This is a genomic window from Acinetobacter sp. ANC 3929 (assembly GCF_000369405.1).
In the GTDB taxonomy this organism is placed as follows: Bacteria; Pseudomonadota; Gammaproteobacteria; order Pseudomonadales; family Moraxellaceae; genus Acinetobacter.
The window spans coordinates 428394-452792 of sequence record NZ_KB850000.1 but is presented as its reverse complement, the minus strand read 5'-3'; the positions used below and the strand labels follow the sequence as shown (position 1 = coordinate 452792).

General features: G+C 38.7%; 25 protein-coding genes and 1 tRNA gene. 12 read left to right on the top strand and 14 right to left on the bottom strand.

What is annotated here, in order from left to right; translation table 11 throughout:
- Positions 1–5 precede the first annotated feature (5 nt).
- Entirely contained in the window at positions 6–1994 is a 1989-nt protein-coding gene (gene tkt, locus F909_RS06315) for a transketolase (RefSeq protein WP_005152365.1), read from the bottom strand.
- Between the two features lie 382 nt (positions 1995–2376).
- On the opposite strand from tkt, the gene metK reads away from it, so the two are divergent.
- On the top strand, positions 2377–3543 hold the full coding sequence (gene metK, locus F909_RS06320; RefSeq protein WP_005152364.1) for a methionine adenosyltransferase: 1167 nt from the start codon (positions 2377–2379) through the stop codon (positions 3541–3543).
- Between the two features lie 58 nt (positions 3544–3601).
- Here the strand turns inward: metK and F909_RS06325 are convergent, their stop codons facing one another.
- Positions 3602–3859: a hypothetical protein gene (locus tag F909_RS06325; RefSeq protein ID WP_005152363.1), complete on the bottom strand. Its 258-nt coding sequence runs from the start codon at positions 3857–3859 to the stop codon at positions 3602–3604.
- A gap of 242 nt (positions 3860–4101) precedes the next feature.
- Here F909_RS06325 and F909_RS06330 point away from each other — a divergent pair, with 242 nt between their 5' ends.
- Positions 4102–4290: a hypothetical protein gene (locus F909_RS06330; RefSeq protein ID WP_005152361.1), complete on the top strand. Its 189-nt coding sequence runs from the start codon at positions 4102–4104 to the stop codon at positions 4288–4290.
- 41 nt (positions 4291–4331) lie between these two features.
- Here the strand turns inward: F909_RS06330 and F909_RS06335 are convergent, their stop codons facing one another.
- From F909_RS06335 to F909_RS06365, 8 genes are all read right to left on the bottom strand, one after another.
- Positions 4332–4898, bottom strand: a complete 567-nt coding sequence (locus tag F909_RS06335) for an FxsA family protein (protein WP_005152360.1) — start codon at positions 4896–4898, stop codon at positions 4332–4334.
- A gap of 190 nt (positions 4899–5088) precedes the next feature.
- Entirely contained in the window at positions 5089–5523 is a 435-nt protein-coding gene (locus F909_RS06340; RefSeq protein ID WP_005152359.1) for an I78 family peptidase inhibitor, read from the bottom strand.
- Positions 5524–5707: 184 nt separating this feature from the next.
- A complete protein-coding gene (locus F909_RS21285) occupies positions 5708–5869 on the bottom strand; it encodes a hypothetical protein (RefSeq protein WP_005152358.1) in 162 nt (53 codons plus the stop codon).
- Positions 5870–6050: 181 nt separating this feature from the next.
- A complete protein-coding gene (locus F909_RS06345) occupies positions 6051–7469 on the bottom strand; it encodes an NAD(P)/FAD-dependent oxidoreductase (protein WP_005152357.1) in 1419 nt (472 codons plus the stop codon).
- A gap of 598 nt (positions 7470–8067) precedes the next feature.
- A complete protein-coding gene (locus F909_RS06350) occupies positions 8068–8280 on the bottom strand; it encodes a cold-shock protein (protein WP_004807774.1) in 213 nt (70 codons plus the stop codon).
- A gap of 474 nt (positions 8281–8754) precedes the next feature.
- Entirely contained in the window at positions 8755–8964 is a 210-nt protein-coding gene (locus F909_RS06355; RefSeq protein WP_004653101.1) for a cold-shock protein, read from the bottom strand.
- 110 nt (positions 8965–9074) lie between these two features.
- Positions 9075–9308 carry a hypothetical protein gene (locus F909_RS06360; RefSeq protein ID WP_005152356.1) on the bottom strand — a complete coding sequence of 78 codons (234 nt, stop codon included), beginning with the start codon at positions 9306–9308 and terminating at the stop codon, positions 9075–9077.
- Positions 9309–9492: 184 nt separating this feature from the next.
- A tRNA-Met gene (locus tag F909_RS06365) sits at positions 9493–9569 on the bottom strand.
- Between the two features lie 297 nt (positions 9570–9866).
- Between F909_RS06365 and ruvC the strand changes: the two genes are divergently transcribed.
- Entirely contained in the window at positions 9867–10412 is a 546-nt protein-coding gene (gene ruvC, locus F909_RS06370) for a crossover junction endodeoxyribonuclease RuvC (protein WP_005152354.1), read from the top strand.
- Here the strand turns inward: ruvC and F909_RS06375 are convergent.
- Complete coding sequence (locus F909_RS06375; protein ID WP_005152352.1) at positions 10409–11902, bottom strand: bifunctional ADP-dependent NAD(P)H-hydrate dehydratase/NAD(P)H-hydrate epimerase; 1494 nt, start codon at positions 11900–11902, stop codon at positions 10409–10411. The genes ruvC and F909_RS06375 overlap by 4 nt on opposite strands.
- Before the next feature lie 23 nt (positions 11903–11925).
- On the opposite strand from F909_RS06375, the gene queG reads away from it, so the two are divergent.
- Entirely contained in the window at positions 11926–13038 is a 1113-nt protein-coding gene (queG, locus tag F909_RS06380; protein WP_005152351.1) for a tRNA epoxyqueuosine(34) reductase QueG, read from the top strand.
- Between the two features lie 91 nt (positions 13039–13129).
- Positions 13130–14119 (top strand): biotin synthase BioB, encoded by a 990-nt coding sequence (bioB, locus tag F909_RS06385; protein ID WP_005152350.1) that lies wholly within the window; start codon positions 13130–13132, stop codon positions 14117–14119.
- 46 nt (positions 14120–14165) lie between these two features.
- Here bioB and F909_RS06390 read toward each other — a convergent pair whose 3' ends face one another.
- Entirely contained in the window at positions 14166–14378 is a 213-nt protein-coding gene (locus tag F909_RS06390; RefSeq protein WP_032862832.1) for a hypothetical protein, read from the bottom strand.
- A gap of 130 nt (positions 14379–14508) precedes the next feature.
- Complete coding sequence (locus tag F909_RS06395; RefSeq protein WP_005152338.1) at positions 14509–14856, bottom strand: hypothetical protein; 348 nt, start codon at positions 14854–14856, stop codon at positions 14509–14511.
- Between the two features lie 489 nt (positions 14857–15345).
- On the opposite strand from F909_RS06395, the gene F909_RS06400 reads away from it, so the two are divergent.
- The 7 genes from F909_RS06400 (at position 15346) to F909_RS06430 (ending at position 23823) form a co-directional block, all read left to right on the top strand.
- Positions 15346–15879 carry a fimbrial protein gene (locus tag F909_RS06400; protein WP_005152336.1) on the top strand — a complete coding sequence of 178 codons (534 nt, stop codon included), beginning with the start codon at positions 15346–15348 and terminating at the stop codon, positions 15877–15879.
- A gap of 79 nt (positions 15880–15958) precedes the next feature.
- Complete coding sequence (locus F909_RS06405; RefSeq protein WP_005152334.1) at positions 15959–16693, top strand: fimbrial biogenesis chaperone; 735 nt, start codon at positions 15959–15961, stop codon at positions 16691–16693.
- A 63-nt stretch (positions 16694–16756) separates the two neighbouring features.
- Positions 16757–19333, top strand: coding sequence for a fimbria/pilus outer membrane usher protein (locus F909_RS06410; protein WP_005152331.1), 2577 nt, complete (start codon positions 16757–16759; stop codon positions 19331–19333).
- On the top strand, positions 19330–20358 hold the full coding sequence (locus tag F909_RS06415; protein WP_005152324.1) for a fimbrial protein: 1029 nt from the start codon (positions 19330–19332) through the stop codon (positions 20356–20358). The genes F909_RS06410 and F909_RS06415 overlap by 4 nt, the downstream gene beginning before the upstream one ends.
- Positions 20359–20509: 151 nt before the next feature.
- Positions 20510–21415, top strand: coding sequence for a DUF4882 family protein (locus F909_RS06420; RefSeq protein WP_005152322.1), 906 nt, complete (start codon positions 20510–20512; stop codon positions 21413–21415).
- Positions 21416–21772: 357 nt separating this feature from the next.
- Complete coding sequence (locus F909_RS06425) at positions 21773–22066, top strand: hypothetical protein (RefSeq protein ID WP_005152320.1); 294 nt, start codon at positions 21773–21775, stop codon at positions 22064–22066.
- Between the two features lie 605 nt (positions 22067–22671).
- The gene (locus tag F909_RS06430; protein WP_005152318.1) at positions 22672–23823 is read left to right on the top strand and encodes a catalase family protein; all 1152 of its coding nucleotides are present in this window, start codon (positions 22672–22674) and stop codon (positions 23821–23823) included.
- Between the two features lie 26 nt (positions 23824–23849).
- Here F909_RS06430 and F909_RS06435 read toward each other — a convergent pair whose 3' ends face one another.
- On the bottom strand, positions 23850–24251 hold the full coding sequence (locus F909_RS06435; RefSeq protein WP_005152314.1) for a hypothetical protein: 402 nt from the start codon (positions 24249–24251) through the stop codon (positions 23850–23852).
- Positions 24252–24399 lie beyond the last annotated feature (148 nt).

Here is a 24399-nt window from a genome sequence, read left to right as displayed (position 1 = left end):
TTCAATTAAGCAGTTAATTCTTTAACCGCAGCCACAACCGCTTCAGTGGTAATACCGAAGAATTGGAACAAGTCTTTGGCTGGAGCAGATTCGCCATAAGTCGTCATACCGATCACTTTGCCGTCTAAACCAACAAACTTCCACCAGTAATCAACGTGAGCCGCTTCAACTGCTACGCGTGCACGGATATGTGCAGGTAATACCGCTTCACGATATGCAGCATCTTGCTTCATGAACTCTTCAGCACACGGCATAGACACAACACGCACACCTTCAAGTTGTGCATATGCTTCCATGGCCAATGAAACTTCTGAACCTGTCGCGATGATAATTGCTTTTAATTCGCCTTTTTCTTCAGCAAGCACATAACCACCTTTCGCAACGTTTTGAATTTGAACTTCATTACGTGCTTGGAATGGCAAGTTTTGACGAGAGAAAATTAACGCTGATGGGCCATCTTTACGTTGAAGTGCAGATTTCCAAGAAACCGCTGCTTCAACTGTGTCACATGGGCGCCATGTATTTAAGTTTGGCGTACCGCGTAACGATGCAATTTGTTCGATTGGTTGATGCGTAGGGCCATCTTCACCCAAACCGATCGAGTCATGTGTATAAACATGAATCACACGTTGCTTCATCAATGCAGACATACGCACTGCATTACGTGCATATTCCATAAACATGAGGAATGTTGCAACGTAAGGAACAAAACCGCCGTGTAAAGCCACACCATTCGCAATTGCAGTCATACCGAATTCGCGAACGCCGTAATACACGTAGTTACCCGCTGGGTTTTCTTGTACGCCTTGGCAACCTTTCCAAAGTGTTAAGTTAGAACCTGCCAAGTCAGCCGAACCGCCTAATAATTCAGGAAGCAATGGACCGAATGCTTGCAAAGTATTTTGGCTTGCTTTACGTGTTGCAATGGTTTCTGCTTTTGCATTTGTTTCAGCAATAAATGCGTCGGCTTGCGCAGCAAATTCAGCTGGTAAATCGCCATTGATACGACGTAATAATTCAGCCGCTTCCGTTGGATATTTTGCTTGATATTGAGCAAATAATTCATTCCAAGCTGCTTCAGAGGTTTGACCTTTCGCTTTTGCATCCCAAGCTGCATATACATCTTCTGGGATAACAAATGAATCTTCTTTCCAGCCTAATGCTTCGCGCGTTAAAACGATTTCGTCTTTACCCAGTGGCGCACCGTGGCAATCTTCTTTACCTTGTTTGTTTGGTGAACCTAAACCAATAATCGTTTTACAGATAATGATGGTAGGTTTATTGCTTTCAGCTTTTGCTTCAATTGTTGCTTGGCGAATTGCAGCAGCATCATGACCGTCTACACGAAGGACTTGCCAACCGTAAGCTTTGAAACGTTGTTCAGTATCATCACTGAACCAGCCTTCAACTTCACCATCAATTGAAATACCGTTGTCATCATAATAAGCAATCAGCTTACCAAGACCTAAAGTACCTGCAAGTGAACATACTTCGTGAGAAATACCTTCCATCAAGCAGCCATCACCCAAGAAACAGTAAGTGAAGTGATCAACAACATTCAAACCGTCTTTGTTGAACTGAGCAGCTAAAGTTTTTTCTGCTAATGCAAAACCAACTGCATTTGCAATACCCTGGCCTAATGGACCAGTCGTTGTTTCGATACCAGGTGCATAACCATATTCTGGGTGACCTGGTGTTTTAGAATGTAATTGACGGAATTGTTTTAAATCTTCAATAGATAACTCATAACCTGTCAAATGCAATAATGCATATTGCAACATTGAGCCGTGACCATTCGACAATACGAAACGGTCGCGGTTCGCCCATTGTGGGTTCGTCGGGTTATGATTTAAAAATTCACGCCAAACCACATCAGCGATATCTGCCATCCCCATTGGAGCACCTGGATGCCCTGAGTTTGCTTGTTGCACAGCATCCATTGCCAAGACACGAATTGCATTTGCAATACGACGTTCATTTAAAGGGGTTGTCATAAGTCAGAATCCGATTAAATCAATAATATGAGAGAAGATGAGAAATCATCTTTCAAAAACTGCGACTATTGTCTTAAAAAAACGACAGTGGGTAAAGTGCAATACACGATATTTCTTACTTTTCCCGCATTCATTTGGCATTCTGTGGGTAAATGTTCAAGTCATAAACAGAACAATGCACAATCCAGAAAATTTTTCGACCGTCAATTACAGCTTTATTCATATAAAAAGCACCAAATATCAATTTTACTGATACACATATCAATAAAAACATAATGAAAATAGAATAAATTCCTGCTTTTTAGTCAGCTTGTGCTAGTCCTATCCGCCAAGTCGATGTAACATACTCTGTCTTTTTGAAAATACCAGTGATAGGACGTTCATGCGCGAGTATGCTGTTTTTACTTCAGAATCTGTAAGCGAAGGTCATCCAGATAAAATGGCTGACCAAATTAGCGATGCAATTTTAGATGCAATCCTAAAAGAAGACCCGTATGCGCGTGTCGCTTGTGAAACATTAGTAAAAACAGGTGCGGTTGTTCTTGCTGGTGAAATTACAACGACAGCAAACGTTGACTTTGAGGCAATTGTACGTCAAACCGTAAATGGAATTGGTTACCACCACTCTGATTTAGGTTTCGATGGTTCAACTTGTGCCGTGATCAATATGATCGGTAAACAATCTCCTGAGATCGCACAAGGTGTGGACCGCCAGAAACCTGAAGATCAAGGCGCAGGCGATCAAGGGCTCATGTTTGGTTACGCAAGCCGTGAAACTGATGTGCTGATGCCTGCACCAATTTCTTATGCGCACCGCCTAATGGAGCGTCAAGCAGAGTTACGTCGTTCAGGTGCATTATCGTGGTTACGCCCAGATGCGAAAAGCCAAGTAACTTTTGCTTATGAAAACGGTAAACCAGTACGTTTAGATGCAGTTGTATTATCAACTCAACACGACCCTGAAATTTCTCAGACTCAGCTGAAAGAAGCGATTATTGAAGAAATCGTGAAGCCAATCATCCCTGCTGAAATGTTTCATGCGGGCACCAAATTCCACATCAACCCAACAGGTATGTTTGTGATTGGCGGCCCTGTAGGTGACTGCGGTTTAACAGGCCGTAAAATTATTGTCGATACTTACGGCGGTATGGCGCGTCACGGTGGTGGTGCTTTCTCTGGTAAAGATCCATCGAAAGTTGACCGTTCTGCTGCCTATGCTGGCCGCTATGTGGCAAAAAACATTGTTGCTGCTGGTTTAGCAGATAAATGTGAAATCCAAGTCAGCTATGCAATTGGTGTTGCTGAACCAACTTCGATTTCAATCAATACTTTCAATACAGGTAAAGTATCTGACGAGTTGATTATTCAACTTGTTCGTGAACACTTCGACTTACGCCCATACGGCATCACACGTATGCTGAACCTGATTCAACCGATGTACAAGCAAACTGCAGCTTATGGTCACTTTGGCCGTGAAGGTTCAGACTCTGCCTTTACTTGGGAAAAAACAGATAAAGTTGAAACGCTTAAAGATGCAGCTGGATTATAATCCGAACTATTCTTCTGTAAAAAAGCTCGCAATTGCGAGCTTTTTTATGGCCCCGACATTATTTATTCGAATTGGTATTATCTTGTTTAAACATTTCAAACAATGAATTACTTTGAACCGGCTGATCTTCTTGATGATGCTGAGTATATAAATGTGCAAGTTTAATCACGACAACAACTGCAAGACAGGCCGCTACACAAAACATCCACATCCCATACGGACTACGGATATGATGAGAGCCACAATATGGACACTCTTTATCAGTTGATGCGACGACCTTGTCACAACATGCACAATGATATTGATATAACATCATTTATTCCTCCTACCACTTATTTTTTATTTTCTTTTTACAACATTTTCAAATGTCATACTTTTATCCTATGAGAAAAAAAATGAGAATTCAATCTAGTTTTCTGACCTATTCATTCAAATTAACAAATTTTTATGACAATTTGATTAGATTCTACATCCAAAGAAAATCTTTAAGTTATTAATATTATTTTGATCTTTCACATAATTTGATAAAATAATCTTTTCAAACATGTGGAATACATCATGACTGAATTAATTAATAAAGGTGGATTTCGCGAGCGAGCAAATCGTAGTCGTAAATACAAACAATCTGAAAATGAAATCACTACGCTCCGATCAAGCCAATATCAGCCCCAAAACAAAGAAGTAGATAAGCAAAAGCCCAATTCAGAGCAGATAGCGAATCAGCAAGAACAGAATGATCAGACATAAAAAAAGCACACTATAAAGTGTGCTTTTTTAAACGCATTAGATTAATTTACATCTTTAAATTCAATTTTCTTTTGATCAGGCTTCACTTCACGCGCCTCACCATCAATAATGGTTGAATCACGATATTGACCACCACCTTGTTGGTTCTGCATATCCTGCATTTGACGCATCAGATCAGCGAATGGATTTGGTCCAGCAGCACCTGCACCGCCGCCCATACCACCCATCATTTTATCCATCATCGCTTGCTGACGTTTCGCCATAGTTTTCATCAATGCATTACGAAATGCGCTTTGAACAGGGGGAATCAGTACCAATACCGCCAACACATCAGAAATCAAACCAGGGACCATTAACAAGAAACCAGCCATCGCGAGTGCAAGTTTTTTGGTTACCGCTGGATCACCACCCAATTGTCCTGTCATTTGCATTTGTTGTAACTGCGGCATAATACCGGAGGTACTTGAACGGACAAGGTTTAACCCAATAAAGAATGCGATAATGAACCAGAAAAAGACATACCACATACTTCCAACGAGGTCACCCACGCCAATCCAAACTAAAACTTCAGCAATTGTGCCAAATACCACGATAAGAAGTAGATTCATGTCAAATCTCAAAAAATTAAAACTTTGTGCAATATTGATGAAACAATCCTGACACAACAAATAAAATAAACTCAATACATTAATTGATGGGTACATTTCTCAATTTATCAAGTCTTATACGACAGCTTGTACAAAAAAGCTCCCAATTAAATTAAATCCAATTGAGAGCCCAGTAAACCTGCTTTAAAGATTAGCCACAGCTTGCTTGAGTAATCTTTTTAGACTGAGGGTCAATGGTTACTGTAACGCGGTTTTCACGATAGTCCATGGTTACAGGCTGGTTTGGTCCAACACTGCGCACTATCTCAGACTTGGTTTTTTGCTTGATTTGCGCTTCTGTTAAGCCAGACTGTCCAACCAACTTAGCTGCTTCATCAGCGATACATTTAGGTTGGCTCGCGCGGAAAAGCTCCCACTCTTCAACCACTTGACCATTTGGTAATTTACAGTAACCTACCTGACCATTGGCTTCATTTCGAATCTCTAACTGACCACCTTGCTCAACGCAATATTTGCTAGCAGGGTTTGCCATACCAATTTTGGGTGGCGTAGTGTCTTTATTCGGTGTTGCTGAACACGCTGCAAGTGACGTAAGAACCGCAGCTAAAAGTAAGATCTTTTTCATAATTTGAATTCTGATAAAGTGAAAAGGCAAAGATAGCAAAAAAAATGAAAGATTATGTCTATGATTTGAAACAAAAACATAGATTAAGTATATCTTGCATAGAAATACGGCAGAGAGAATCCCAATCGATACTAACGTGGAACGTCAATACAAACTGAATAAATTCGGAGTAGCTTAGATAAGACTATTGAATAATGAAATATTCCAGTCGAATTGCTTCATCAACCAAATAATGTTCTTTGATCACATAGAAATAAGGACGAGTCGCAACCCACTCATCCATCTCCAGAATTGCTTGTGTATACCCTGTCACTGCAGAAAAATCTTTGACTTGTATAATATCCATAGACTTCATCCTTTTACTTCACTGCATACATGATACTTATCCATATATAGAAAAAAATCAAATCAATCAATTTAATTGGCTCATTCAATTTCTATATATCATCACCATTAATCACGAAACAAGATAAAAAATGCCTCACATATAAGAGGCATTTTTATAGTACTTAATAATAAATGGATCACTAAAACGAAACCATTTTGCCCGGATTGAGCATCCCTGTAATGCCATACCAACCTTTTGACATTGGAATTGCCAATGGTGCCAACAAACGCCCAAATAGGATATCGCTATGCTGAATTTTAGCTAACATCGCATAATCCTGATTTGAACCAACAAAATCATCCGCAATCGCCTTACCGATACGCACTGTCTGTGCCACACCATGACCACTCCAGCCATGTACCGCATAAATTGGCAGTTTATTTCCAAACTTACGGCTATCAACCGCGCCATTCATGGTTAGGTCACTGACGCCACTCCAACAGAAATCCATCTCAACATTTTTTAGCTGCGGAAACACTTTATTCACTCGGCCTAGTAAATATTGATTAATGTGCCCCACACTCCAGCTTGTACCTGTTCCTTGCCCGCCGAAAAGCAATCTATTCTTTGAAACACCACGATAATAATCAATCTGTAATTGTGTATCGTAAACGGGATGATCCTGTGGTAATAATTCAGTCAGTGGCACATCCAATGGCGCCGTCACTGCAATATAAGTATGGAACGGAATCGCGGTTTGTTTCTTTTCAGGAAGTAATTTAAACGCGTTATGGTGTACCGCAATCACCACACTTTTACGTGCTTTTATCATGCCTGTGGCTGTTTGAACATAAATGCCATCTGCTTGCTCAGAAATTGAAGTGACTTCAGTTTGTTCAAAAACTTTCCCAGCATTTTTACAAAAGCCATGTACCAAAGCACGGTTTAAAGCCAAAGGATGAATATGTCCACCCAAGTCATCCACCAGACCACCTTTATATAGGTCAGATTTGATTAATTCCTTTAATTCATACTCACCCACAACTTTCGTATGATCTTCACCCAAATATTTCCGAGCATCTGCACCTTGAGTCAAAGCAATCAAATGCCCTTCATGCACTGCAGCGGTAATATGTCCACGCTTACGTGCTAAATTTACAGCATACTTTTCTTCAATCTGATCAATCAAGCTCATCGCTTCTGTAGAAGTAAAATGCCACAGTTTTTTAGCATCTTCATAACTGAAACGCTTAATCATTTCTTCAGCTTCCCACCGCGCCAGACCTGGAGTAAGCTGCCCGCCATTTCGACCTGAAGCGGCAGAACCAATTCGATTCTTTTCAACTAAAATCGTATCTACACCTTGTTCAGCCAGATGCAATGCTGTTGACGCGCCCAACAGCCCACCACCAATTACGACTACATCACATTCTTGATCAGTATTTAGAGCATCAAAACAAAACCAATCTTCCAAAGCGCTTTCATAGTAATTTGCAGGGTGGACAAACTCCCCAAGCTTTGGGTTGACCCAACTCCACTCATTAGAATTTTTATATGCTTTACTTTCTTTAAATACAACGTCATCTAAATGAATTGGTTTTTTTATATCGCGGTACATTTGAAATTCACCTAAAAACAGTTTCTTACTCAATAATGTACAAAGCTTATCCCAACAAGAATGAACAATAAAACTAGAATCTTTCAATAATTTTGATAGGTTAACACCCCTGAAAAAACATTAATCATTGATTAGCAATACATATTATTTTTGAATCTTAAATATAGTTTTTTGAATTGAGAAATTTACGAAAACAAAATGGACCCCAATTTAAAAAAGCACCCGAAGGTGCTTTTTTCTCTCATAAGCTCGTTGCAATCAATACGACAAAGCTGAATAACAACGTACCTAAAGATCTTTTACAATGTACATGAACTTCTTGCTCAAACCCTTGAGCATACGGCTCCAAGTTTTCCATAACTCTCACGCTCATTAAATGTACTACACTGATTAATTTGCCTAACAAATTAATACAAGTAAATTAGCAAAAAGTCGTATATCTCGCTAGTGCAATTTTTCAACCAAATGGTGAATTTATGACAAAAATCGACACTTAAGGCGGAATAATTAAAAAAAGTACTTGCCGCAAAGAAAATAAAATCTGAAGACCTAAAAAAAGCCCACCAAAGTGAGCTTTTTTTAAATATCGTGCTTCGTTTTAAGCGACGACTGTAATACCACTTGCTTGAGGGCCTTTTTTGCCTTCAGTAATTGTAAAAGACACACGTTGACCTTCGTGTAGAACTTTAAAACCACTGCTTTGGATTTCGCTGAAATGAGCGAAAACGTCTTGTCCAGAGTCTGCATGAATAAAGCCAAAACCCTTAGTTTCGTTGAACCACTTAACTGTACCAGTCACAGTATTAGACATATATTTAAACCTATTTTAAAAAATTTGGGGCGCTGAGCAGCGAGCAACTTGGAATCATAAACTCTGAGAGGAAATCTGATAAAACGAAAGGTTTATCTACAACTATGAGATGCAAGATTTTCTGAATCAACAGCGTTATTCTTCTAGTTAGCTTTTACTATACACGACTTTACATTTTTCACGCAATCTCAATCTTTGTTTAAACCTTTTATTCCAATACGAGACTAGACATTTAAAACGACCAAAATATTTAACTTTTATTTTAATTTTCATACACTTAAAAACATATCTTTTCTTTTTAAATTACAAAATCAGATGCTTATATAAAATTTTAACATATTATTTCATACCATTTTGACCTCAAATAGCAAACCATATTCTCATAATCCAGTTTCATTTTATACTTTTACACATATCTCCAGCCACAAAAAAAGCCCACATGTTGTGAGCTTTTTTTTCACTGGTCTAAAGTACTTAGATAACAGTAATAAGAGTTGCTTGTGGTCCTTTTTTACCTTGACCAAGAACAAACGAAACGCGTTGGCCTTCATTCAAAACTTTGAAGCCTTTGCTTTGGATTTCACTGAAATGAGCGAAAACATCTTCACCAGAATCAGCTTGAATGAAACCAAAACCTTTAGTTTCGTTGAACCACTTAACAGTACCAGTAACTGTATCAGACATACTTTTAAACCTTTTAAACTTTGTTCATTTATGAGTTAGATCAAAATTTTTCAATAATGATCTAACACAATCTATCGTTATTAGATAGATACTACAAGTGCAAGAACTGTTTATGTTAATCGATAAAGCTGATTAACATCCGTATAGAAGCTTTTCCCGTCCAAATTAAAGTCAATTTCTTGACCAGATTCCAACAGTACTTTCTTTCCAACCTCTACCCATTTAGAACCGTTCAACGTATTTTGCTGACGTTTCAATGGGATGATTCTCACACAAATTTCGTTGCCATTGCTGGCTTTGGCTACACGCCACTCATTAATAATTTTTAACACAAAATCACTCATTCCTGAGCTCAAGTGATCGATTTTGTTTACTATAACGCTAGACAGATGAGAGATAACAACTACATTTCTAGAATCTAATAATTTTTAGCTTTATTTAGGGTTATTTCAGCTAACTTCATTACCGTCTGTTCTTTTTAGACAGTAACTTTAAATACATCACAGAGCATAACTAATTTAATTCGGTTGGTAGCGGGAGCTGGATTTGAACCAACGACCTTCGGGTTATGAGCCCGACGAGCTACCAGACTGCTCCATCCCGCACCGACGAGTTAGCTTTATACGCACATCTAACCCACAATGCAAATTATTTTTATAAAAATCGCTTAATTTATCAATTAACGCCTAAATTACACACAAATCGATCAAAACTCACGCTCACTCAATGTGTCTGAGTGAAACTTGTAGCTGAGCGCTAAATATTTAGATCTTGAATAAATCACGCCAGATTCGTTCAATAAAACAACTATTTCTTTATAATTCAAAATTCTACAAAAATATTATGCAGTGAAAAGCCCAGTATGTAACAATATCAGTACCCTTTCTTTTATATAGTGCTTCATGTCATTAATTATTGGTATTGATCCAGGTTCACGCATAACGGGTTACGGAATTATCGAAAAAGATGGCAATAAGTTACGTTTTGTCGATGCAGGGACAATTCGTACTGAAACACAGGAAATGCCTGAACGTTTGAAGCGTATTTTTGCTGGTGTCGAACGTATCGTTAAATTTCATGGCCCGACTGAAGCAGCAGTAGAGCAAGTGTTTATGGCGCAGAACCCTGATTCAGCCTTAAAGCTCGGTCAGGCCCGTGGTGCGGCAATTGCTGCACTGGTCAATCTGGATTTACAGGTTGCAGAATATACCGCACGTCAAATCAAGCAGTCCGTTGTCGGTTATGGCGCGGCAGAAAAAGAACAAGTACAGCTGATGGTGATGCGTTTACTCAATTTAACTATACAACCGCAAGCAGATGCGGCAGATGCCCTTGCTGCGGCAATTTGCCATGCCCATGCTTCAGGCAGTATGAGCAAAATGGCAGTACTCAATGCATTAGGTGGTATGGCACGTGGGCGTAGCCGCTCAAGTAGCAGACGCCGTTAGTCGCCTTGATTCACCACTTGATAAATCATTTTCCCCATGTCTTGCGCTTGTAAGCCTCTCTCTCCATTCTCAGCTAAGAGATCACCTGCCTGCGCATGTAAACTCACGATTTCATTCAATGCAACTTGCTGATGAAATTGGGCTTTTAAACTGGCAATCATCCCTGCCAATACATCCCCCATTCCACCTGTGCCCATGCCTGCATTCCCCTGCGTACAGATAAATAACTTATCTTCTAAAATCAAACTCCCTGCACCTTTCAATACCCATTGACCTGCATATTTTTGTTGCAGTTGCTGAATCGCGGCAATACGATGCTGTTCAATATCAGCAGCCGTACTTCCCAATAAAGTTGCAGCTTCACCTGAATGTGGTGTGGCGTAGATATGAGCACCCAGTTGTTCTGAACTCTTTGCTAAAAACCAAAGTGCATCAGCATCCAGCACAACTTCTAAATGTGAATTCTGATTGAGCAAATTAAACCATTGCTGATAAATATGTTCAGCCCATTGATCCCGCCCTAAGCCCATACCAAAACATACGGCATCGACCTGTTTAAGTAACTTCTCAATATCTTCTTGATCTAAGCTGTTAATATCTCGCACCATAATATTGGGTGCACGCGCCAAAATCGCTTGATGATGTTTTGCATGACAGACTACGCTAACTTTACCAGCCCCTGCATGGAAGGCAGCTTCAGCTGACATAATGACCGCACCGCCCATGTCTTCATGTCCACCAACAACCAATACATGACCATAACTACCTTTATGCCCAAAAGCCTGACGTTTCGGTAAAATGATTTTTTCGGACGACAAATAAGCAAGTGCTTTTAATTCTGGGTCAACTGGAATCAAACTTAGTAAATGTAGCTTACCCACATATTCCTTAGCTTGACCAGTAAACAAACCTGCTTTGTAGCCCAGAATCGTAAAGGTTTGATCGGCTTGTACGGCACAGGGCAAAGCTTGCCCTGTATTGGCTTGCAAACCACTTGGAATATCGACTGAAACTTTTAAACCTGTTTGTGCATTGAAGAGTTGAATAATACCTTGCCAGTTTTGATCAAGTACTCGGTTTAATCCGATGCCAAACAAAGCATCAATATGGCAATCAAAAGTGGGAAGCTCTTGATGAACGGCATTTTCAGATAAAAGATAATCAACACTTTGAATATTCACTAGATGGTGCTGTGCATAATCTGCGGCATGTTGTAAATCTACAGATTGACCCAGTTGAGTTGCATAAACAGTAATACAAAATCCCTGTTGCTTTAGAAACGCAGCAATATAATATCCATCACCCGCATTATTCCCTTGTCCACACCAAACAGCGATCTTTTGAGTTTTGCCCTGCTTAAATTGCTCGATGAGCTGCTGTGATATTGTCCATGCCGCCTGCTGCATGAGTCCTAAAGATGAATTTTGCTGAGCAAACCAACGTTGCTCCCATGCTTGAATACTTTGGCTATGGTAAACTACACCTTGCATGTTTTCCCCTTTATTATCGGTTTATGGCTTCTAGCATCCCATCTCAAACACAGTCTCAAAAAATCGAGCTACAACAGCTTGACCCTGAGGCGCTTAAAGCATGGATAAAAACTCAGGCTTTAGACTTGGGCTTTTCTGATTGTGTCATTGCCAAACCAGATGCTCAAGATCAAATGCCTCGTTTCAAAGAATATTTAGAACGGGGTTATCATGCAGATATGCACTATTTAGAAGAAAACCTAGAAAAACGTGCTGACCCAACCTTGCTTGTGCCTGGGACTAAAAGCATTATTTGTGTGCGTATGAACTATCTTGTGGCATCCCCCAAGCCCCGTTATGTACCATTTGAACCAAATTCAGCCATTATTGCGCGCTACGCACGTGGCCGTGATTATCATAAAGTCATGCGTGGACGCTTAAAAACCTTAGCGACTCGTATCAAAGAAAAAGTCGGGGATTTTGAATCGCGTCCTTTTGCCGACTCTGCCCCTATTTTTGAAAAGTCTCTGGCTGAAAGTGCCGGTATGGGATGGACGGGTAAACATACCTTATTGATCCATAAAAAATCAGGGTCTTTTTTTGTTTTAGGCGAACTGTTTACTTCCCTAGAACTTCCTTTTGATCAGCCTGCGACTGCACATTGCGGTTCATGTACGGCCTGTATCGATATTTGCCCAACACAAGCAATTGTGGAACCATATATGTTAGATGCAAGAAGGTGTATTGCATACTTAACCATTGAATATAAAGGGATCATCCCTGAAGAATTACGCTCTGGCATTGGCAATCGTATTTTTGGTTGCGATGATTGTCAGTTGATTTGTCCTTGGAATAGCTTTGCAAAAAAGGCGTCTATTCCAGATTTCGACCCAAGACATAGCTTAGATGACATCAGCTTGTTAGAAATTTGGCAATGGGATGAAGCGACTTTCTTAACCAATACCGAAGGTAGTCCAATCCGTCGTACAGGTTATCAATCCTTTAAACGCAATATTGCAATCGGTCTGGGAAATGCTCCATACTCAGCTGAAATCGTCACTCAATTGCAAGATGCAAAAACGTTGCACGATGACATCGTCAATGTACATATTGATTGGGCAATTCAACAGCAATTGCAGCAAATAAAAGTACACTGAATAGAAAAATGGTGTTTTTTGCCCTTTGGCTTTGGCACGATTTCTGTATGATGAATCTCAATGTCTGTAATCAATCATCATGGATATAACAATGACTTTACGTAATGACTGGACTCGTGATGAAATCCAAGCCTTATATGACCAACCTTTTTTAGACTTAGTTTTTCAAGCACAAGGCGTTCATCGTCAACATTTCCAAGCAAATGCGATTCAGGTCAGTACCCTACTTTCGATTAAAACAGGGAAATGTCCAGAAGACTGTAAGTATTGCTCTCAATCTGCTCGTTACGATTCTAAGTTAGAAGCAGAAAAGCGTATTGCCGTTGATAAAGTCATTCGTGAAGCACTGGCAGCAAAAGAATCAGGTTCATCGCGTTTCTGTATGGGAGCTGCTTGGCGTAATCCACATGAGCGTGATATGCCTTACGTGCTTGAAATGGTGCGTGAAGTAAAAGCATTAGGTCTAGAAACCTGTATGACTTTAGGTATGCTTAACCAATCGCAAGCTGAACGCTTAAAAGATGCAGGCCTAGATTATTACAACCATAATTTAGATACATCTCGCGAATACTATTCTCATATCATCAGTACCCGTACTTTCGATGATCGTCTCGATACACTAGATCATGTACGTCAAGCAGGAATGAAAGTATGTAGTGGCGGTATTGTAGGTTTAGGTGAAAGCCGTAATGATCGTATTGGCTTGTTGCATGAACTTTCAACTATGCCAGTACACCCAGAGTCTGTACCAATTAATATGTTGGTTCCAATTGAGGGTACACCTTTGGCGAATGTCGAAAAGCTTGATGTGACTGAATGGATCCGTACCATTGCTGTTGCACGTATTATCATGCCACACAGTTATGTTCGCCTCTCTGCTGGCCGCGAATCATTGAGTGATTCTGACCAGGCCCTTGCGTTTATGGCGGGTGCAAACTCACTCTTCTCAGGTGATAAACTCCTTACGACGCCAAATGCGGGTGAAGGTAAAGATCAAGTTCTATTTGCCAAATTAGGTTTAACCGCAGAGAAACCAAAACCGACCATTGCTGAACTTTCCGTAGATGCCATGAGTGCATAAACCCAAAAAGCCTTGTCACATGACAAGGCTTTTTCTTTAGAAATGCTTAAATTGATGTCACCAAAATGCCATATTCAGCATTTAAAAACATTCCTATACGGATGATATCAACACCCGCTGCATGTGTGACTGATAGTTCTTGGCTATGCACATCAAAATGAAATGAATCAAAAATATCCTGATGATGCATCAACCATAACACTGTATCAGCAATATTTTCATCTACCGTATAGGTTTCCGACTTAAAATCTTTATCCATAACACTATGTATATCTTCATTGGATCTATACATCATAACGGATCAAGGAGTTTAACGCAGCTTGTAAAAAACACTTAGTAAAGGACATTACTCACCAAGTGTGTAAAACGAGAATACACCATTTAAATACTTAAGCCGCTTGCGGACTCATAATCGTTTGGCCAGCTTTTAAACTTTCAACAGCCTTTGTATTAAATGCTAAGGTCAGCACATGGTTATCTAAATGAACATGATAAGACTGAATCAATGACTGCTGCCCCTCATCTGTTTCAAGCACATATTCATCTGCAATATTTAAAATACCCTCTAAATTGGTCGTACTAGAGGCACGATCGTGGCTGAATAAATCATAGATCGTCTGCAAGTTGAAACTTGTCTGCTGTTCCGTAGGATGACTTTTTAAATAACTTTCTAGGAATAAAACAAACTTGTGCGCAAAGAAATAGTAGTTTGGTTTGTGGGTATAAAGCATGTTCATTGAAAGCTCCTTTCGGCGTTTTTTTCATCTAATCATGACTAAAAAACTAAGGATTTAACCTTAAAAGATTCTTAAAAGAACTTTGAGCTTTTTGTAAATACACTTAACAATCATTCTAAAAACTTGATTATTCATCTAAATTATTTTTTCAGTTTTGTTAAGCAAATCACATAAAAATACAATTTCCGCCAAATATTGATCAAAAAATAAGCATACAACCCATTTTTTATGAAAGGAAAAAACAATCAGTCTTAAGCAATTTTAAACAAACCAGTTGGTAAAATAAGTTTTGCATCAAGCAAAAACTTTTCATATCAACAACTTATTAACAATCGGAAAATTAGATTAAAAACCACCATAAAAATGTGATGTAGTTTGCATTTTTAAAACCTAGTGATATATATTTCGCACATTACTTGTTCAGCGCAAAAATCCAACTGAGAAGTAATTTTAATTCAAACTTTTAGCCGATGTGTTCGAGAAATTATTATGAAAAAACTTGCTTTGATCGCTACTCTTTCAGTTGTTGGTATTGCTAACGCTCAAGCTGCAGACGGAACGATTACAATTAATGGTCTAGTAACAGACAAAACTTGTGACATCGTGACTCCAGCGGGTAAAGACTTTACTGTAACGCTTCCTACTGTATCTAAGCAAACTCTTGCTAACGCAGGTGCTGTTGCTGGTCGTACACCATTCCAAATCAACTTAGGTAACTGTTCAGAAGGTAAAGTTGCAACTTACTTCGAACCAGGTGCAACTGTTGATTTCAATACTGGTCGTTTACTTAACCAAAACGCTGCTGGCGCGAAAAACGTTGATGTTCAATTACTCGGTAACAACAACCAAGTAATCCCAGTACTTGCTGCTGGTAGCAACGGTGCTCAAGCGAACTCTCAATGGGTTAACGTTGTAGAAGGCGGTACTGCAGACCTTAACTACTATGCTGAATACTATGCAACTGGCGCGTCTACTGCTGGTGAAGTAAATACTTCAGTTCAGTACACTATTATTTATCAATAATCTTTGATAAATGGTGCGAATTTCTAGGTTTCTAGAAATTCGCAGTTGTACACTTCACGCAATTATAGAGTAAATTTAAATGGCACTGAACAGTTACAATTTTTTGCTTGGTTTAACGATGTCATCGGCTTTAATCGCAAGTCAAACACATGCAGAAATTATTTTGCATGGTACTCGCGTTATTTATCCATCAGATGCTCGTGAAGTGACTTTGCAAGTCAGTAACAATGGTTCTAAGCCATCGCTTGTTCAGGCATGGATTGACGAAGGTGATGCTAAAAGTACACCCGATCAGTCTAAAGTTCCGTTTATGATTACGCCCCCTATTTCGCGTGTTGATCCAACGAAGAGCCAATCTCTTCGTATTACTGCATTACCAAATGCAGCTCAATTAAATCAAAAACAAGAAACAGTTTTTTGGCTGAATGTTTTAGATATTCCACCAAGACCTACAGCGAACAGTAAAGATGCTGTTCCTGATAATTTTTTACAGCTTGCGATTCGTTCACGCATCAAATTTTTCTATCGTCCAGCAAGCATTAAAGCAGATGCCAATCTCGCTGGTGAAAAATTGCAGTGGGCTAAAAGCGGTCAAACACTGATTGTAAAAAATCCAACGCCGTTTCACGTCACGATGACTGCGGTGTACCAGCAAAATGCAGGAAAGCCTGTTGACTTGCTGCCTAAAGGTTTGATGTTACCGCCTTTTTCAGAGGATAAGATCCAATTGAAAACAGGTAGTACTGAAAAACTCAGCTACGTGAATATCAATGATTACGGTGGTCGTATCGAACACCAGATCAAGCTTCAATAACAAACAAATTTATTTCCACTCAATAAGTGATTTTGTACCTATCCTTGAATAGGCGAACGGATTATGTCAAAGAAAAATGCAACAGCTAAATTCTTGAAGCGTCGTATTTGTTATTACCTTACTTCTGGGGTGGTCACAATCACGATGCCTATGGCTGTTTATGCAGTAGAACAGACAGCAGAACAAGCTCCACCAATGGAAGCAGAATTTGACTCTGTCTTCTTGATCGGTGATGCACAAAAAGTCGATATTTCTCGTTTTAAATACGGGAATCCAGTTTTGCCTGGTGAATATAACGTTGATGTTTATATCAATGGCAACTGGTTTGGCAAAAGAAGAATGATGTTCCGTTCAACTGAACAAAATAAAAATGCTTTTACCTGTTTCACTTCTAGCTCATTGCTTGAATATGGCGTAAAACAAGACGTTCTTGTCAATCGTACTGAATCTGCTGCGCCAAATGCTTGCTACAAAATCGAAGAATGGATCGAAAACGCATACTACGATTTCGACACTTCACGTTTACGTGTCGATATTTCGATTCCACAAATCGCCTTACAAAAAAATGCACAAGGCTATGTTGATCCGAGTATTTGGGATCGTGGTGTCAATGCTGGATTTTTATCGTATAGCGGTAGTGCCTATAAAACGTTTAACCGCTTAAATGACAATAAAGAAACCACCAATGCCTTCATGGCAATTACTGCAGGTGCCAATATTGCAGGTTGGCAACTTCGCCACAATGGTCAGTGGCAATGGCAAGATGGTGCCCAAAGTGAATTAGATTCAACGACTAAAAAGAAATCAAATTACGAGTCTACAAGCACCTATTTACAACGTGCTTTTCCTCAGTACCGAGGGGTTGTTACCTTAGGTGATAGCTTTACCAATGGTGAGCTATTTGACTCATTCGGTTACCGCGGTTTAGATTTTTCAAGCGATGACCGTATGCTACCAAATAGTATGCTTGGCTATGCGCCACGTATTCGCGGTAATGCAAAAACCAACGCGAAAGTAGAAGTTCGCCAACAAGGTCAGTTGATTTATCAAACCACGGTTGCGCCGGGTAGTTTTGAAATTAATGACCTCTACCCTACAGGTTTTGGTGGTGAACTCGAAGTTTCGATTATTGAATCAAATGGCGAAATACAAAAACTTGCCGTTCCTTATGCATCTGTTGTGCAAATGCTACGTCCAGGCCTAAGCCGCTACTCAGTGACTGCGGGTGAATTTCGCGACCGTGATATTGATTTAACACCGTGGGTAACACAAGGTAAATACCAACGCGGTATTAATAACTATTTGACGGGCTATACTGGTTTTCAATTAGCGGAAGACTATAGTGCGTTATTATTAGGTGCGGCCGTTGCAACACCAATTGGTGCAGTATCATTCGATATTACCCAGTCCAATACTGACTTTGACAAGCAAGGTTCTCAATCGGGACAAAGTTTCCGTTTAAGTTATAGCAAACTCATTTCGCCGACTAACACCAATTTAACTTTGGCAGCATATCGTTATTCGACCGAGAACTATTACAAGTTACGTGATGCCCTACTGATTCGTGATCTTGAAGATAAAGGCGTGAATACTTTTGCTGTAGGTAAACAGCGTAGCGAGTTCCAAATCACCCTAAACCAAGGTTTACCTGAAGGTTGGGGTAATATTTACATGGTTGGTTCTTGGAATGACTACTGGAACCGTAATGAGACCAGCCGCCAATATCAAATTGGTTATAGCAACAATTATCATGGCTTGACTTATGGTCTTTCTGCAACCAATCGTCAGATCGAATACAATTCAAGTAGCACGCAAACACGTGATACAGAATATTTGATGACTCTTTCTTTCCCAATCAATTTCAGAAAGAATTCGGTCAACGTCAATGCAAACGCATCTGAAAACAACCGCACAGTCGGTATGAGCGGCATGGTTGGCGATCGATTCAGCTACGGTGCTTCTGTATCTCATCAAGACAGACAAAACCCAAGTTTCAACGTTAACAGTCGTTATCGCACAAACTTTGCGACGGTGGGTGGTTCTTATAGCATCGCTGATTCATATCAACAAGCCATGCTTAGTGTTAGTGGTAGCGTTGTTGCTCATTCAGATGGCATCCTGTTTGGTCCTGAACAAGGTCAAACTATGGTCCTGGTATACGCGCCAGATGCTGCAGGTGCTAAAGTCAACAACACCGTTGGCCTCAGTGTCAATAAATCTGGTTATGCAGTTATTCCTTATGTAACACCATACCGTTTAAATGACATCACACTTGATCCTCAAGAAATGTCGACCAATGTTGAACTAGAAGAAACCAGCCAACGTATCGCGCCTTTTGCGGGTGCGATTGCAAAAGTTGATTTTTCAACCAAGAAAGGTTATGCCATTTACATCAATACCAAAACAGCAACGGGTGAAAGCTTACCATTCGCTGCACAGGTCTTTAATACTAAAGATGAATCTGTTGGTATCGTGGCACAAGGCAGCATGGTGTATTTACGTACGCAAGAGCCAAAAGGTGATTTGTATGTAAAATGGGGCGATGAAGCCAATGAACAGTGCCATTTCAGTTATGATGTTACAGCACAACTTTCTAACGACCAGCAAAGCATGATCATGTCTGAGGCAGTATGCAAATGAAAAAATTACTCTTAAATAGTGTTTTGCTTACCGCAGGTCTTGGTGTCTATAGTGAAGCGAATGCAGCTTGTCGCATGCCTACCTATACTGCAAATGATGTACTGATGTCAGTGGGCCGAGTCGTTGTTCGCCCGAGTGATGAAGTTGGTAAGATTCTGCGTAAAGCTACATTTCCAATTAGTTCTGTAGGTGGCAGAAATGCAACTGTAGTAGACAATTGTAATGCTAGTGATCGCTTAATCGCAGAGTTAAGTCAGGGTTATGGCCTTAGCTCACTTGGAAATAATATTTATACAACCAATATCCAAGGCATTGGTATTCGTCTGTACCGTGAAGCTGAAAATGCCAGTAATTTTTCTGGGTATTATCCTTATAGCCGTGGTGGCTTAACTTCTGGTACACGATACAATTTAGCATCAGGTTATTTTGTGGTTGAAATTGTTAAAATTGCAGAACAAACTGGATCTGGTGCGTTAGTGCCTGGACAATATAGTAGTTACTATGTACAGGGTTATGCAAACCGTCCATTCTTGACAAGTACTGTACTTGCTAATGCAATTACCATTGCCTCTTCCTCTTGTGAATTACAAGGTAATATCAATAAAGTTGTTCAACTTCCAACTGTGATGAAATCAGGCTTTAGTGGTGTTGGCTCAACCCAAGGTGAGCAATCCTTTGACTTAAATATCTTATGTAATGGTGGTAAAAACCCAACGGGATATGAAGAGAAAAACCAGATCAGTTTAGATTTTGATTTTCCACAAGATGGTACCAACAACCAAGTGATGTCCAATACAGCACCAAACTCAACCAAAGCCAATGGTGTTGGCGTTCAGTTACTTTGGAAGTATCAAAATAAAAATCAGGTCATTCGTAGAGGCGACAAACTCGATGTTGGTACAGTCAACTCCAACCAAACTGTACAGTACAACATTCCTCTGTCTGCTCGCTATTATCAAACAGCAACCAATGTCACTGCAGGCACAGTTCGTGCAATGGCAACAGTAACTATTCAATACGATTAACCTTTTATAAGACCTCTTCCCAAACGAGAGGTCTTTTTTTATAAAGCTCAAAAAATATAATTAAGTTATTAATTTTTAAAATTAATAACTCAAAAATACTCACATTTAATTTTTGATAAAAACCGTAAATAACACACCAGAGGAATAACCAATGAAAAAACTTGGCATATTTGCACTTAGCCTAGCCTTACTTGGCTGTGGTGAAAATCAAAATGGTTCACAACAAAATGCTACTTCTACTCAATCAACAACAGCAGCACCATCTTCGAGCTTTAGTTTGCGCAGTTTTAGCCAGTCACAAACATGTCAATATAACTTCGATGCAACACAACAAGACTATGAGGCATGGAACCTACAAAACCCAGGATATATCCCAGCCACACAATTTCCTGAAATCAATGGTCAAAAGTTCGGTTTCATTGTTAGCTCCACGCCTATCGAAGAAGAAGCTTACATTAATTACGTTGCAACCAGTAAAACTGCATTGGAACCAACAAACGATAATGGTGACTTCCCTCTACCTGCAACAGGCACTATTGCATTTGAAATGCAGCTAAAAATTCCAACACCACCACCTACAGGTGACTCGTCATACACCTCTTCATTCTGGATCAGAGGCATCACAGACAACGGCTATGCAATTCAATCAGATTTTGGCTTCCAGTCTGGTACATATGATCCTGACTTTGGGGAAAATCCACCTATTTTATTCAATTCGTTAAGATACCAATTAAGTGACGGGAGTGGACCAACCACTGTCGGTCACTATCAAAGAAACAAAATTACGAGTAGTACAAATAATTATCAACGTTTAGGTATCTATATCAATCAATCTACAAAACAGATTGGATTTATACTCAATGGCGTTGATCAAGGCTATCAATCTACTTTACCTGAAGCACTTAAAAACCTGAGTTTTAACATTTCTAGTAGCATTGCAATATATTCCAATTATCTTGATGGACAAGAACTATCATCTGAGTTGATCACTGACCGAAATGCCCTACAGTTTAGCTATCCACAAGGTACAACAGACATCTGCGGTAACGCAATTTAGTTCATTTAAAGCTGTAAAAGCCTAATCATTTGATTAGGCTTTTTATTTTACACAAATGGAAATGGCATAATTTTCCAGTTGTAATTGTATAGCTAAGTTCCATATTTGGATTTTAGAAAGACGTTACAGCGGCTATATAATGTATAACAGACAGGTCAAGTTTTAAATTCTCATTAAAATAAAAATATGTGACTTAATTAACAGAATAAAATAAATATATTAATTATCAATTTTAAAATAAAATTTTAAATACATCACACTTTAAATAAATATTTAATCAAAAATTTATTTAAACATTGCCTTAATAATAAATTCCATGTTAATTAATGCTTAATACATTTATAAAAGGCAATAAACATGTATAAAAACATTTATAAATCTGCCCTACTTTTATCATTAATGGCGTTTGCTTCGGTGAGTTATGCTGCAAGCACAATCCAGTTGAATGGAAGTATTGTAGAGGATACCTGTTCGCAGCAGCATCAAAACAATGACTGCCAGCAACTGAACGTTATACGCGAAAAAGTTGATACACAGTCTATTTCAATTAATGACTTAAATATCCAACCGCAAAAAAATAAGACCACAGATATTAGCTTCGAGCAGCTTTCTGACCAAAAAAGTGCTATCATTACTGCAAACTACTACTAGTTAATATATTTATTATTAAGATGTGAATTAATTAACACTTATATAAGATTCACATCTTTAATGATCAAATTTATTTAACAAAAGCTCAAATCTGTTTAGAATTAATTCACAATTAATTGCTAAAATATCACTATTCAATTTTTATAAATGATTATTCATAAGAAAAGCTTTTAAAAAAACTTAACTAAAACTTGATGCTTGAATTATTTCATTCCACTGCATACATATTGACCAATTAAGAAATTTTCTTTAGTTTCTTAAATAATGAAAATAATAAGGACAAAAGATGGTCCAGAATCTATGGAACACCAATGCAGAGCCTGACAAATCTCTATAAAATCGATTGTTGATGCAACAGATCATAGTGCTAAACTCATTTATCCAAATTATTAAAAGCGATGAAAATTGTCGCTATGCTTTTTTATCACCGAGAACACAGATGGTTAAATAGCCCATTTGGGAAACACATCAAATGCACACTGGCTCAAGGTTAGGTTAAATGACTAATCAATGTAAGAAGATCAATTAGACCAGCCCTCCTCCGCTTACACTCATTCAACAGGTATGGTCAAGTTACTCAGCGATTTATGCCAAGGAGAATATTAATGTCAGGTTTCATTCCATTGATACGTTTTAGTTTATTGTTTGCAATCACACCAATACTGATCAGTACCAGTGGATGTGCTTATCACCATTCAAAATCAAAAAATTTAACCAATACACATACAATTCCTTATCCAACCATTGATACAGGATTAGGTGAAAAACTACAGCCAAACGAGAATGTTCTGGCAGAACAAATTGCTGAGCAGATTGGACAAAGTATCCGTCAAAAGTATGTAGCAGGCCATGCGTTGCGAGATGCACATCCGAAAGCTCATGGTTGTGTTCGGGCAGAATTCCATGTGTCAAAATCATTACCATCAAACTTAGCTAAAGGTATTTTTATTCCTGATAAGACCTATTCAGCTTGGATTCGTTTCTCTAATGCTTCAGGAGATGCTAGACAAGCTGATAATAAAAAGGATGCTCGAGGTATGGCAATCAAAATTCTAGGGGTTCCAGGCAAAAAACTCATGGAAAATGATGATCAAGCAACGACTCAAGATTTTATTATGATTAACCATCCGGTATTTTTTGTGAACGAACCGCAGCGCTATTTATCATTTATAGAGGATGTAAATAGCAAAAGTACGCTCAAAAAATTGCAAATCCCTTTTACTCTTGGTTTTCAGGGAACCATGAATGCTTTTAGAGCGAGTAATTCAAAAATTTCTAATCCAATACAGGCCAGATATTGGTCTATGGTTCCCTACCAGTTAGGATTAGGCACTGACCGTCAAGCTGTTAAATATTCAGCAAGGCCTTGTACTCCCAATAGCGTTGAAATACCAAACAAACCTGACCACGATTTTTTAAGAGAAACTCTTCGAAAAAATTTACAAACAAGTGATGCATGTATGGAGTTTCTCATCCAACCTAGAACCACGAGTAAAATGCTTGTAGAAGACTCTATGACCGAATGGAAAGAATCACAAGCTCCATTTTATCAAGTAGCAACGATCCATATTCCTAAACAATTTTTTGATACGCCTGAGCAAAATAAGTTTTGCGAAAATCTTTCTTTTACACCTTGGCATGCTCTTCCTGAACATAGACCCCTAGGCGCAATCAATAGATTACGAAAAGTGATTTATGAGAATATTAGTACAATTCGACATGAAATGAATTCTACTGAAAGAAAAGAACCTCAATGAACCATTCTATTCATTAATCTTTTCCACTATCCAGAAATAGTAACCTCATTCTGACCATCTCTTGGGAATTTACATTCGCCTGTAAATTCTTGAGCATTTCCATGCTCATTTTCCGCACAAAACTCTAAGTAAAGATATACGTCTCCAGTTTTTTTATTTATATAATAATTACCGTTCAGACTATTATTAAAACTGACTGTATTTTTCTTCCTTACATAGGAAATCACTAAGGATTTGCACTCTTCAATTAACTTCTCTTTATTTAAGTTAATTTCTGATATCCGTATAAAAGAAGAGCTTTTACTCAAATTGCTTTCATCATCTTGATTAACATTCTCAATTAAATTTTGCTCTAAACCACTTATAATATTAGAGTCTTTACTCTTATAATCTTCAAAACTTTCACATCCTAGTAAACATAGAAGCATGATGAAAGCTAAGATATTCTTCACTTAAATAATCTATAAAATTAAAAAGTGTAAGATAGCAAAAATAATAAGAGATGACAAAATAAAAATAACTAAGGATGCTCTCCTTTATAAAATCTGGTTATTTCAGGGTTCGTACGATGATAGG